The sequence below is a fragment of the Microbacterium sp. 18062 genome (assembly GCF_902706225.1).
In the GTDB taxonomy this organism is placed as follows: Bacteria; Actinomycetota; Actinomycetes; order Actinomycetales; family Microbacteriaceae; genus Microbacterium.
The window spans coordinates 100,268-112,334 of the sequence record NZ_CACSKB010000004.1 but is presented as its reverse complement, the minus strand read 5'-3'; the positions used below and the strand labels follow the sequence as shown (position 1 = coordinate 112,334).

Genomic DNA, 12,067 nt, shown 5'->3' with positions numbered 1-12,067 from the left:
CCCCGTGCCCAAGTCGTCCCGAGCGATCACCGTCCACCCCGTCGTGCTGCGACAGCTCGAGGTGCTCCGCATCCACGACGTCACCCCCGGTATGCGCCGAGTGACGCTCACCGGCGACCAGCTCGGTGCGTTCACCTCATCCACAGGCTTCCCGATGCGCGAGTTCCGCAGCCCCGCGTTCGATGACGACGTGCGCCTCTTCTTCCCCTACCCGGGCGAGTCCGAGCCCGTGCTGCCTGTCCAGGGCGAGCACAGCACGATCTATCCGAAGGATCTCCGACCGATCAACCGGGTCTACACGGTGCGCCGCTACGATCCGGTGGCCCGTGAGCTCGACCTCGACTTCGTCAAGCACGGCACCGGTGCCGCCACCACCTGGGCATACCGCGCTGCGCCCGGCGACCGGCTGCACATCGGCGGTCCGGCAGCATCCCGTGCCTTCCCCGCGCAGGCCGACTGGCTGCTCGTCGCGGGCGACGATACTGCCCTGCCCGCCATCGGTCGCCTGCTCGACGAGGCTCCCGGGCATCTTCGGGCTCAGGTGTTCATCGAGATCGCCGAAGACGCGCACCGCCAGACTCTGCGCGAGCTGCCGGGCGTGACCGTCACCTGGCTGCCGCGCCACGGCGCCGAGGCCGGCACGACGCCCCTGCTGCTCGACGCGGTGCGCGGTGCCGATTGGTGGGAGGGCACCGCGTTCGCATGGGTCGCCGGTGAGCAGGCGGCGGTGCGCGACATCCGCCGTCACCTGGTGGACGACCGCGGCGTCGCGAAGGAGGACATCGAGTTCGTCGGCTACTGGAAGCGCAGCGAGGTCGTCGCGCTCGAAGAGGATGCCGCGTTGCCCGACCCCGAGAAGAACACCGCCGCGTTCGAGGAGTTCCACGACCTCGCGGATCTCGTGCCGCCGATCGCGATCCGCGCCGCCGTCGGGCTCGGCATCGGCGACCTCATCTCGCGCGGAGTGACCTCGGTCGATGCGCTCGCTGGCGCCAGCGCGAGCGATCCGCGCGCCCTCGGCAAACTGCTGCGCTATCTGCACGCCATCGACCTGCTGACCGAGACGGCCCCAGGCAAATACGGGCTGACCGAGTTGGGCGAGTTCCTCACCTACGAGTTCTGGGCCGACTATCTCGACCCGGAGGGAGCCAACGGCTGGCAGAGCGCAGGCCTGTTCGCGCTGCTCGAATCGGTGCGCACCGGCACCTCCGTGTACGCCTCGGTCACTGGCCGCGAGTTCGCCGATCTCAGGCGAGAGCAATGGTACGAGGACAAGCACCTCGACGCCGCCACGCGTTTCGCCACCTATGTCGCCGCGCCTCTGGCGGCCTCTCCGGCGCTCGAGCGCGTCGAGCATCTCGTGATCCACGCCGATACCGCGTCGGTGATCGCCCGCGAGGTCACGGCATTGCACCCGCAGTTGCGCGTCACCATCTGCGCCCTCCCGGCCCAGGCCGACTGGCTGCGGCGCGATCTTGCCCGGTCGGTTCCCGACCAGGCGCACCGCGACCGGATCGAGATCGTCGAGCAGTCGATCTTCGAGCCCTCGCCCGCCGCCGACGCGGTGCTCGTGTCGCAGTCGCTGGCGGCATTGCCGGATGCCGACGCCGCCCACGCGCTGCGGCGAACGGCCGAGAATCTCGCAGTCGGCGGACGCCTGTTGCTCGTCGAGCAGACCTTCGACACCGAGCAGCTCGACGAGCACGATGGCGAGGCCGACCTCATCGCTCTCACCCGCGACGGCACGGGACTGCGCACCGACGCCGAGCTCGACGTCGTGATCGCCGCTGCCGGTCGCGAGGTCGAACGTACCGAGACGATCGGATGGGGCACCACCGTTCGCGTGCTGCGCTGATCTGCGGCGTCCCGCATGCCATTCCTTCCCCTTCCCACGACGGAGGCCACGATGCCCACACTGCCGATCAACGGCATCGCCCTGAGCTACGACGAGTACGGCGCCCCCGGCGCCCCGCTGGTCGTGCTGGTGATGGGAACCGGCGCGCCCGGGAGCGTCTGGCGCTCGCATCAGGTGCCCGACTTCGTGGGCGCCGGGTACCGCGTGGTGACCTATGACAACCGCGGCATCAGCCCGGTGCCCGGCCAGACCGACCGGCACTGTCCGCAGATCGAGGTGCCCGAGCTGGTCGACGACCTGGCCGGTCTCATCGAGCACCTGGGCGGCCCCGCGCACGTGGTGGGCACTTCGCTCGGCGCCCGGATCGTGCAGGAGCTGGCGCTCGCCCGCCCCGACCTCGTGCGGTGTGCCGTGGCGATGGGCGCGCACACGCGCATGGATGACGCCGCCCACGTGCTGACCCGCGGCGAGCAGGAGCTGTTCGACCGCTCGGTGACGCTGCCCCCGGCGTACCGGGCGGCCGTCGACGCGCTGCAGAACCTGTCGCCGGCCACCCTGCGCGACCGGGCCAAGGCCCGCGACTGGCTCGACATCCTGGAGTACACGGCCGCGCCGATCTCGTCGGGGGAGCGCGGCCAGCTCGGCGCCACCGAACGGCTCGGCGACCGCACCCACGCGTACCGGGAGATCGACCGACCCCTGCTGGCGATCGGGTTCGCCGACGACCTGATGATCCCGTCGTACCTCGCCCGCGAGGTGTCCGACGCCGTCCCGACCGCGCGCTACGCCGAGGTCGCCGACGTGGGCCACTACGGCTACCTGGAGCAGCCCGAGCTGGTCAACCGGCTCGTGCTGGACTTCCTCGCGGAGGAGCGGCCCCGCTGAGCCGGGCAGGACGTGACCTCAGCGGGATGCCCCGATCCGCACGGGCCGCGCGGACCGGGCGCCGCCGATGCGGTCCGCCGCGCCGGAGGCCACGGCATCCTCCACCTGGTCGATGAGCCGCCGGAGCGCCTCGAAACCGCGCCGCGCGACCTCCCGCGGAGGACGTTCCCGGTACGCGGGGTTGAAGATCTCGAGCGAGAGCGGGCCGTCGTAGCCCGACGACAGCGCCGCGGCCGTCGCGCCGACGAGGTCGAGATCCCCCTCGCCGGGGAAGCACCGGTGGTTGCGGCTCCACGGCAAGAGGTCCATGGGCAGGCGCGGGGCGTCGGCCAACTGGATGAACCCCACGGCGTCGTGGGAGAGGTCCTCCAGCCCGCCGGCGTCCTCGCCGCCGGCGAGCAGATGGAAGGTGTCGACGACGAGGGAGAGGTTCGGATGGTCCGCTCGCCGGAGCACATCCCGCGCGTCGGCGACCCGGCTGATGCGGGTTCCCCACGCCAGTGCCTCGAACATCACGGCGATCCCGTACTCGCTCGCCATCGTTCCCAGCGCCGACAACTGTGCCGCCGACAGATCGCGGCTGCCCACCGCGTCGGGATCGGTGTTGGAGACGACCAGGATCGAGTCGGCACCGAGGCGTCGCATCACCTCGATCTCCCGCCGCAGCCGGGAGAGCACCTCGCCGAACTCGCGCCGGGGCACGCCCTCGGCGCGGCGGAACGGCTGGTAGAGCTCGATGGCCAGCCCTCGGTCCGCGCAGCGGCTCGCGCATTCCTCCGCGGACATGCCGGAGCGGCGGAGGTCGTCGTCGAGCAGTTCGATGCCGTCGAAGCCGGCCCGCGCGATCGCGTCGATCTTCTCCTCGAGAGTGCCCCCGATGGACACGGTCGCCATGCACGATCTCATCGGTGTTCTGCTCCCGCGCTCGTTCGGACTGGACCCGAAAGAAGTGCTGATCTGGGCATCTATGCCCCGATCGGATGATTAGCCTAGGCTAGCCTAAGTGTTAATGCGTGCGATGTCGAGGAACGGGACGGAAACGTCCCCGGACCCGACATGCGTCGTCACAGGGGCCGAAGTCGCCACCGATCCGGAAGGGGGAGCGGATGCCGAATCTGCTGGCCGTCAGCGACCTCCACGTCGGCTACGCGGACAATGCGCCATTCGTCGAGGACATCCGTCCCCGCAGCGCGGGCGACTGGCTGATCGTCGCCGGCGACGTCGCCGACCGCTTCGACCAGATCGTCGCCACGATGCGTACACTTCGCGACCGCTTCGACACGGTCGTCTGGGTGCCGGGCAACCACGAGCTCTGGACCCTGCCCGGTGACCCGCTGGGTCTGCGCGGGGTCGCGCGCTACCTCCGGCTCGTGAGAGCCCTGAGGGACATCGGTGTGACCACCCCCGAGGACGCCTATCGGGTCTGGGACGGCGAACACGGCCCGGTCGTCGTCGCCCCGCTGTTCCTGCTGTACGACTACACGTTTCGGCCTGCGGAGACGCGCTCGAAGTCCGATGCGCTCGCGGTCGCCGAGGCGGCGGGCGTGCTGTGCACCGACGAGGTGCTGCTGCATCCCGACCCCTATCCGACGCGCGAGGCGTGGTGCGCGGCGCGGCTCGAGCACACCCGGGCACGCCTCGATGCCTTGCCGGCCGACGCTCGCACCGTGCTGGTGAACCACTTCCCGCTCGTGCGCGAGCCCACCCGGCGGCTGCGGTACCCGGAGTTCGCCCTGTGGTGCGGCACCGAGCACACCGTCGACTGGCCGGTGCGCTACCGTGCCGAGGCGGTCGTGTACGGGCACCTGCACATCCCGGTCACCGCCCGGATCGACGGCATCCCGCACCATGAGGTCTCGCTCGGATATCCGCACGAGTGGGATGCGCCCGGAGCTCTGCCGCGGCGGGTGGTGCGAGTGCTCGGCGACGGGGGCGGGGCATGACGACCGGATTGCCGACGCTGCTGCCCGCTGCGGTCGAGGTCGAGCAGACGACGGTCGACGTCCCGGACATCGCGCTCTTCCCCCAGGAGCTCGCCGCCGTCGCCGGCGCCGTACCCAAGCGTCGCGCCGAGTTCGCGGCCGTGCGCGGCTGCGCCCGCCGTGCCCTCGGACGCCTCGGCCACGCGCCCGCGCCGATCCTCCCCGGACCGAACCGCGAGCCGCAGTGGCCGGCGGGGATCGTCGGCAGCCTCACCCACTGCGATGGCTACCGCGCCGCAGCGCTCGCCCGGACACGCGACATCCTGACCCTGGGCATCGACGCCGAGACGCATGAGCCCCTGCCCGACGGGGTCGCCGAGCTGGTCACCGTCGGTGACGAGCCGCGGCTGCTCGCGCGATTGGGTGCCGCCGAGCCCGGCATCGCGTGGGACCGGGTGCTGTTCAGCGCGAAGGAGAGCATCTACAAGGCCTGGTTCCCGCTCGCCCGTGCCTGGCTCGACTTCACCGAGTGCGAGCTGACCATCGACCCCGCCGGGACGTTCGCCGGGCAGCTGCTCGTTTCCGGACCACGCGTCGGTGACCGCGTCATCGATCGGTTCGCCGGACGATGGACGATCCACGGACGCCACATCCTCACGGCCGTCTGGGAGCCTGCGACCCGAGTGGCTCGCTGAGGTGCCCGGCGTTCTCCGCGAGGGGAAGGTTCCCACGCTTCGTCTCACGCAGCTTGCTCAGCGACCGAGCAGCTCTGTCAGCCGCTCGCCGATGACCGAGACGGGCGGCGTGGGCTCACGGTCGACGCATCTCCTCTTGTACCGGCGGAGGAGCATGGCGCCGTCGCTCTCCCAGCGGAAATCGGGTCTCCTGAGAGCGAACCGGAACGGTTCCGCGTAGCCGCGCTCTGCGGGTCACCGGGGACGGCCGGGTTCTCCATCGCTATCCCCCTCGGGCTCACCGACGGTAGGGTGTCGGGATGTTCAGTGGACTCGCGGGCTGGCACATCCTGATCATCCTCGGCTACGCCCTCGTCGTCGTCGTTGTGATCGTCATCGCGGCTCTCGTGATCCGTTGGGCGGTGCTCAGCGCGCTCAAGGCCCACACACGCTGGGTGGACCAGGGGAGGCAGTGACCGCGATCCGGCACGTCGGCTCCTCTCGAGGGGCTGGCGTCTCGCGGTCGTCGTCCGACGCGCTCACCTGTCGGAGGGACCCGTCCTAGCTGTCCCCGAGCTCGAACGGATGGGTGAGGCGCCACCACGCGGTCGGCGGCTCGATGCTGCCCTCGATCTCGATGACAGCCGTCTCCGTGTTCGGTCCGGCGGTCCACGTGATACTCCCGAGCACCTCGCCGTCGGCGTAGATCGCGGGCGTCGTCGTCTCCATCGTGACGGTGATCGGGGTGTCCGACCAGGTGAGGATCGATGCGCTCTCGCCGATCACCATCCGGGCGGTGTCTCCCCAGAGCGTCGAGTACGCGCCGATGTCCTGGCCGGCGTCGGCCAGCGGCACCTGATGGAACCCGTCGCGGATGCTGCCCAGCAGCGTGAGAACGCTGTGATCCGCGGACTGACGCGAGAATCCGCCGAGCAGCACCCCGGTTATCTCGAGTGGTCCGGCGGCTCCCACATCCAGCGATGCGGTGTACAGCAGGTTGTAGCTGTTCTCGCCGAGGTTGCCCGTCTTGAGTCCGTCGATCCCGGCGCTGCCCAGCAGGTCATTGGTGTTCGACATCGCGCCGACGCCGGGCAGCGAGAGCGACGGGGTCGCGGCGAGCCGCGCGATCGTCGGGTCGGCGGCGGCGAGCTTCCCGATAGCGATGAGGTCGCCGGGGGTGCTCGTGTTGCGCGGGTCGATGCCGGTGGGCTCGACGATGGTGGTGCCGGTGAGACCGTGGGTGTCCAGCCATCCCCGCGTCGCGTTCAGGAACGCCCACTGCGATCCGAACGCCCAGGTCGACACGGCTTCGGCGTAGTTGCTCGCCGACGGGATGAGCATCGTGGCGAGGGCGTCGTGCTGCGACATGGAGCTGCCGGTGGGCATCGCGGCGATCGTCGCGCCCAGCACGTAGTACTTGTCGTACAGGTCGTGATCTGCTTTGTCGAAGGTGATCGTGGGCCCGGCGTCGTCTGCGTCCGCGAGCGGCTTCGCGTCGAGGACGACGAGCGCGGTGATCAGCTTCGTGATGCTCGCGATCGAGCGGGGTTCATCCGTCCCGCTGGACGCCCAGATGCCGCTTGCCGTCGTGCCGAGGTAGTCGTCGGCACCCGAGATGCTGATCGCGAAGGCCCCGTCGGAGGGGAGCGCGATCGTGGCCGCGGCCGGCGCCGAGACCTGCGGCGTCTGCGAGGTGACGACAGGTGAACGGACCGGAGCGTTCAGCGCCCAGCCGACGTAGCCACCCGTCGTGGCCAGCACGACCGCGGTCACGATCGCCGCGACGATGAGGCGTCGCCGACGACGGGCGCGGCGAATCTGCGGATCCACCTGACGAGAGGCGCGGCGGCTGGGGAGCTCCTCCTCGTGGCGCATCAGCTCCGTGAGCTCGGAGAGCCCGTCGGAGGAGTGATGATGTGTCGTCACCGCGGCCCCCTCCGTCACGCTGAGACCCATCATGCCGCTTCCGGGCGCGGGGGACGTTTCGTGACGCAGGGCAACTCAGATCAGTGGCGTCCTCACCAGTGCACGGGAGGTCGCCTGGGGGAATCGACTCAGTCCGGAGATCCGCCGGAGGCGGTGTCCGCCTCCTCGTCGTCGCCGGGCGTGCCGTGCGTGTTCTTCTCGTCCTCCTCCTCCACGGGGTCGTTCAGGGGAGGAAGCGTCGGGTCGTTCGGAGCGGGATGCGGATCTGCGGTACTCATCGCACCAGCCCACACCCCTACAGCCGCATGCCCGAGGGGTTGACGCGGGCGCTCCGAACGATGTCATAGGGCTCAGTAGGGGGTCATCCGGTGACGAGCGCCACTCCGTGAGGAACTCGGTGAGGGTCTTCGCCTCCAGATCGCCACGTACGGTGTGCAGCAGCGCGTCGGCCCCTCCAGCCCGCCGGCGCGGCTCCCGCCGGGCACCGAGACTGCATCTTCGCGCCGAGACAGCGGGGTAACCCCACAGTCTCGGCGCCCACATGCAGTCTCACGGCCCCAGCGCACCCCGAGGGGCCGCACCCTCGAGAGGCCGCCGCCCGAGGGGCCGCACCCCTGAGGGGCCGCACCTCCGAGAGGTCGCACCCCCGCCACCCCCGCCGCCGCGCGGCCAGTGCAGGCCGCGGCAGACCCGGACCCCGGCGGGAACCGGTACGGTCGTGATGGTCGCGCGATCAGCGGCCTCGTGGCGGCATCCGCACCCAGGACACCCGGAAGGCGACGAGGATGATACCGACGCACACGTCGCGGACCCGCCTGGGGCGCGGCGTCTTCCTGCTCGCCGCCGTCAATCTCGTCGCGCTCGGCTCGCTCACGGCGCCCGTGGTGGCGGGGATCCCGGTGAAGGTCGTGGCCGCCGTGCCGATCGAGCAGAGAGCGTCCGCGCTCGCGACCGTGCTCGCCCTCGGCGGGCTCACCGCACTCGTCGCGAATCCGGTCTTCGGTGCGCTGTCGGATCGCACGCGCGGACCGCTGGGCCGTCGTCGTCCGTGGATGCTCGGAGGCGTTCTCGCAGGCCTTGGCGGGATGGTCCTGCTCACCACGGCGGAGTCCATCCTCTCGATCGCCGTCAGCTGGATCGTGGTCCAGACCGCCTACAACGCGACCTTCGCCTCGGCGGCGGCGCTTCTGGCTGATTCCGTGCCGGAGCCCCGCCGTGCCGCCGCATCCGGAGTGTTCACCGCAGCCGCGTTCCTCGGCGCGCTGCCGCCGCTGGCGCTGGCGACGCTCCTGCCCGCGCACGTCGGCGCGATCTCATTCGTGATGCCGGTGGCCGCACTCGTCGTGGTGGGCCTCGCGATGACGCTTCCGGACTCTCCGGCCGTCCGCAGCGTCCCTCGGCGCTCCGGGGAGAAGCCGCGGGTGCGACTGCCCGTGGCCTTCGTCGCGGTGTGGCTGCAGCGTCTCGCCATGCAGTCAGCGTTCTCGCTGACGACGGCCTTCACGCTGTATCTCATCGTCGACCGGATGGCGTCGGACCCGACTGCCGCCACCCCCATCGCCACGGTGAACACGCTCCTGGGAGGCGCCGGGGTCGTGATCGGCGCGACGGTCGCCGGTGCATGGGCGTCACGGCGCGGCGGGTACCTGCCGTTCCTGGTCTGCGCCGCTCTCGGCCTCGCGGCCGCCGCTGGCCTTCGTTCGATCGTGGCGGCGCCCATCGCCCTCTGGACCGCCGCGGTCATCGGCGGCCTTGCGGTGGGCACCTACCTGACCGTGAACTTCGCGCTGGCGATGCGCACCGTGCCGGAGGGAAGGTTCGGTGCCTACCTCGGGATACTGAACGGGTCGGAGACCCTCCCGCAGGTGTTCGCGCCGGTCGCGGCCGCCGCCCTCCTGACCGTCGGCGCGGGCGACCCCGTGTCGGGCTCGCCCGACAACTACGCCGCGCTCTCGCTGGGCGCCTGCCTCGTCGCATTGCTGAGCATCGGCGTGATCCCGGCCCTTCGCCGGGCGGCCACGCCGACGGAGCGCGAGACGGCCGACGCGAAAGCCCTTCCGTTCGGTCCCTGAGCGAGGGGTGCGGCAACGAGATGAAGGGCTCCCACCCCGCGGGGGCCCTCCGCGGGCCCCTGGGCAGCGGACGCGCGCATGCTGCCGGTGCCTGCGCGCGAGGGCTCATCTCGTCCCGGCGCTGTTGTCCGTCAGACCTCGCGCGGCGAGCGCCCGGAGAGCGTCCTCCCGGTTGCTCACGCCGAGCTTGCGGTACACCGCCCGCAGCTGGGATTTGATCGTGTTCGGCGACACCGACAGCGCAGCCGCGATCTCGGTGACGGTGTCGGATGCAGTGAGCTCTCGAGCGACGGTCAGCTCACGCCGGGTGAGCCGCGGACCCGCCTGCTGCGCATCGATCACGGTCCGGGCGCGCGCGTGATCGAGCAGCTGGACGAACGAGGCGTCGAACCCTCCTGCCGACACCCGCCGCCGCATCGCGTCGAGCGCGCGTCCCGGCAGGAGGACGACCGGGAGCCGGAGCTTCCGGTCGAGCAGGAGCGCTTGCAGCCGGAGAAGCGCCGCCGTGACCTCGTCGTTGCCGGCATCCTTCTCGTCGAGGGCGAGCGCGGCGGCGACCAGAGCCAGCCGTTCCGCGCGGATCCGGGATCCGGCGCGGGCGGCGGTGTCGACGGCCAGCGCACGCACCACCCGGTCCGTGTCACCCTGCGCGAGCCACACCCGTGCCCGGGCGACATCCCGCGCGGGTCCCGGCGGCAGACGCGCCGCGAACCTCTCCGCGGCGACGAGGTCGCCTCGTGCGAGCTCCACCAGCGTCCACGTCGTGTGCAGCTGCGCGGCGTTGACGGCGCTGAGCGACTGCCGGTGCCGCTGATCCGCCTCCACACGCTCGAGACGGAGGCTTGCGCCCTCCGCGTCGCCGCGGAGCACGCGGATGAGGGCGTCAGCGTGTTCGAGCCACCCCCAGTGCTCGATGGTCGCCCGGTGCGCGTCCAGGATGGACAGCGCCGCGTCCGCCTCGTCGAGATCTCCCTCTTCGAGGGCCAGCAGGGTACGTGCGAGCTGGAAGAGGCTGCCGGGATAGCCGTCGCGCCAGGCGTCCGGCCAACGTCGTGCCGTCGCCCGGGCGACGGCGGCCTCTGCCTCCGGGATGTCGCCCTCGATGCTCAGCGCACCCGCGTTCTGCGCGAGCCCCTGGAGACCCGCGAGCCGACCCTTCTCCTCGCTGCTCGCCTCGGACCGGCGGAAGCAGTCCAGCGCCTCGCCGAGGTGACCGCCGTAGAACATCGACAGCCCGATGTGGTTGTAGATCGTCGTCGCGTTGCTTCCGAGGCGGGATCGCTCCTCAGGTCGCATCCCGAGCATCACGTCGTAGCATGCGAGGGCCGTGCGCGTCGCCTGGCCGTGGCGTCCCGAGATGCGCTGAGCCGTGGACTCGACCATGAGCAGCATGGCCCGGTCCGCGGGTCGGCTGCGGCCACGCTGCATTCTGGCGCCGTAGGACGCGAGCGCGAGGTACTCGAGTGCGCGCAGACGGTGCGAGCCATGGGCGTTCCAGAGGATCGCCAGCAGCATGCTGGGCAGGGGGCGGGTGCGGAGCGTCAACGGCGGCACGCGCCGGAACAGCTCTCTCACCTGTGCCGAACTGCGGATCAGGTCGGGCCAGTGCATGCGCACGACGTCGTTCACGAGGTCCCAGTCTCGGATCCGCACCGCCCCCTGCAGGGCGGGGAGCGCACGTCGCGCGGCCAGGTGCCAGCGTGCGATGCGCAGGTCCAGCTCCCGCCCCTCGTCGTCGGTGAGGTGCCGCCGTGCGGAGCGCTCGGCGATGCGGCGGAACACCGGCGCGATCACGAAGAGCGCGTGCTCCGCCGCGCCCCCACCGGGAGTGCTCCAGTAGCCGAGGCCCTCCGCCTCGGCGCGATCCAGCAGGAGACCCGCATCGGGTTCGCCGGTGAGCTCCGCCGCGAGACGAGCGTCGATCGTCTCGGTCAGCGAGATGCGCTCGAAGAACGAGACGAAGCGCTCGTCCCACTTCGGCGCGCGCAGGCGCAGGAGCGAATCGACCGCCGCCTCGATCGCGTCGTCGTCGGAGCTCGGCGACAGCGTGCCGGCGAGCACGACGATCCGGGCCAGCGCCGGACTCGCGCCGTTCTCGAGAACGTGTGCGACCGCATCCGCCGATGCGTGTCCGCCCAGCACGCGGGTGGCCTCGTCGCCGGTGAGCGCCAGCTCGTCGGCGGAGACGAGCTGCACGTCGAAGGACAGCGCGAGGCCGGGCTCGGTGAACCTGTTGCTCCGCCGTGTCGCGACCCGGACGGTGAGCCGGGGGGCGTCGGCGACGAGCTGCAGGATCCCGGCGATGGTCGCGTCGTCCAGGTGCTCGCCCTCGTCCAGCACCAGGGTGAGCTCGCCGGGAAGGCGGCGCAGTCCGCGCAGGACCAGGGTCCAGGGATCCTGCTGGACCGCCAGCGTCTCGGCCGCCATGCGCAGCGGGTTGCTCTCGTCGAGGAGTCCCGCATCGTCGAGCTCGGAGGCGAGCTGCTCGGCGAACGACGCGGGCTCGCCCAGCCCTTCGCGCACGCGGACCCACAGCCCGTCTCGTCTCGAGGCCGCGGCCCACTGGGTGAGTGCCACCGTCTTGCCGTAGCCGGCCGGCGCATGGACCACGACCAGCGCGGCGGGGCCGTCGAGCCGTGTCGTCAGTCGAGCCCGGTCGACGAGTCCCGTCGGGACGTGGGGAACTCCATGGATGCTCATCGTCGAAGCCGGCGGGCGTGCCATTCAGGGGGA

10 protein-coding genes are annotated in these 12,067 nt (G+C 71.3%); 6 read left to right on the top strand and 4 right to left on the bottom strand.

All coding sequences use genetic code 11. The features are described 5' to 3' along the window. Window positions 1-4 precede the first annotated feature (4 nt). Complete coding sequence (locus GVL03_RS02930; RefSeq protein WP_159499335.1) at window positions 5-1,855, top strand: siderophore-interacting protein; 1,851 nt, start codon at window positions 5-7, stop codon at window positions 1,853-1,855. A 51-nt stretch (window positions 1,856-1,906) separates the two neighbouring features. Further along, the gene (locus GVL03_RS02925) at window positions 1,907-2,740 is read left to right on the top strand and encodes an alpha/beta fold hydrolase (protein ID WP_159499333.1); all 834 of its coding nucleotides are present in this window, start codon (window positions 1,907-1,909) and stop codon (window positions 2,738-2,740) included. An 18-nt stretch (window positions 2,741-2,758) separates the two neighbouring features. Here GVL03_RS02925 and GVL03_RS02920 read toward each other — a convergent pair whose 3' ends face one another. Next, entirely contained in the window at window positions 2,759-3,634 is an 876-nt protein-coding gene (locus tag GVL03_RS02920; protein WP_235037992.1) for a sugar phosphate isomerase/epimerase, read from the bottom strand. Window positions 3,635-3,846: 212 nt separating this feature from the next. Between GVL03_RS02920 and GVL03_RS02915 the strand changes: the two genes are divergently transcribed. From GVL03_RS02915 to GVL03_RS02905, 3 genes are all read left to right on the top strand, one after another. After that, the gene (locus GVL03_RS02915; protein ID WP_159499329.1) at window positions 3,847-4,683 is read left to right on the top strand and encodes a metallophosphoesterase; all 837 of its coding nucleotides are present in this window, start codon (window positions 3,847-3,849) and stop codon (window positions 4,681-4,683) included. Further along, entirely contained in the window at window positions 4,680-5,357 is a 678-nt protein-coding gene (locus GVL03_RS02910) for a 4'-phosphopantetheinyl transferase superfamily protein (RefSeq protein WP_159499327.1), read from the top strand. The genes GVL03_RS02915 and GVL03_RS02910 overlap by 4 nt, the downstream gene beginning before the upstream one ends. A 299-nt stretch (window positions 5,358-5,656) precedes the next feature. Next, window positions 5,657-5,812, top strand: coding sequence for a hypothetical protein (locus GVL03_RS02905; protein WP_159499325.1), 156 nt, complete (start codon window positions 5,657-5,659; stop codon window positions 5,810-5,812). Window positions 5,813-5,897: 85 nt separating this feature from the next. On the opposite strand, the gene GVL03_RS02900 is transcribed toward GVL03_RS02905, so the two are convergent. Beyond that, entirely contained in the window at window positions 5,898-7,262 is a 1,365-nt protein-coding gene (locus GVL03_RS02900) for a D-alanyl-D-alanine carboxypeptidase family protein (protein WP_159499323.1), read from the bottom strand. A 128-nt stretch (window positions 7,263-7,390) separates the two neighbouring features. Next, on the bottom strand, window positions 7,391-7,540 hold the full coding sequence (locus GVL03_RS21980; protein WP_200847037.1) for a hypothetical protein: 150 nt from the start codon (window positions 7,538-7,540) through the stop codon (window positions 7,391-7,393). Between the two features lie 507 nt (window positions 7,541-8,047). On the opposite strand from GVL03_RS21980, the gene GVL03_RS02895 reads away from it, so the two are divergent. Then, entirely contained in the window at window positions 8,048-9,334 is a 1,287-nt protein-coding gene (locus GVL03_RS02895; RefSeq protein ID WP_159499321.1) for an MFS transporter, read from the top strand. Window positions 9,335-9,439: 105 nt separating this feature from the next. Here GVL03_RS02895 and GVL03_RS02890 read toward each other — a convergent pair whose 3' ends face one another. Then, a complete protein-coding gene (locus GVL03_RS02890) occupies window positions 9,440-12,034 on the bottom strand; it encodes a LuxR C-terminal-related transcriptional regulator (RefSeq protein ID WP_159499319.1) in 2,595 nt (864 codons plus the stop codon). Between the last annotated feature and the right edge of the window lie 33 nt (window positions 12,035-12,067).

Coding starts and splice junctions, on each gene's coding strand:
- GVL03_RS02915 (WP_159499329.1), top strand. CDS start 3,847: ATGCCGAATCTGCTGGCCGTCAGCGACCTCCACGTCGGCTACGCGGAC.
- GVL03_RS02910 (WP_159499327.1), top strand. CDS start 4,680: ATGACGACCGGATTGCCGACGCTGCTGCCCGCTGCGGTCGAGGTCGAG.
- GVL03_RS02895 (WP_159499321.1), top strand. CDS start 8,048: ATGATACCGACGCACACGTCGCGGACCCGCCTGGGGCGCGGCGTCTTC.
- GVL03_RS02890 (WP_159499319.1), bottom strand. CDS start 12,034: ATGAGCATCCATGGAGTTCCCCACGTCCCGACGGGACTCGTCGACCGG.
- GVL03_RS21980 (WP_200847037.1), bottom strand. CDS start 7,540: ATGAGTACCGCAGATCCGCATCCCGCTCCGAACGACCCGACGCTTCCT.
- GVL03_RS02920 (WP_235037992.1), bottom strand. CDS start 3,634: ATGGCGACCGTGTCCATCGGGGGCACTCTCGAGGAGAAGATCGACGCG.
- GVL03_RS02905 (WP_159499325.1), top strand. CDS start 5,657: ATGTTCAGTGGACTCGCGGGCTGGCACATCCTGATCATCCTCGGCTAC.
- GVL03_RS02925 (WP_159499333.1), top strand. CDS start 1,907: ATGCCCACACTGCCGATCAACGGCATCGCCCTGAGCTACGACGAGTAC.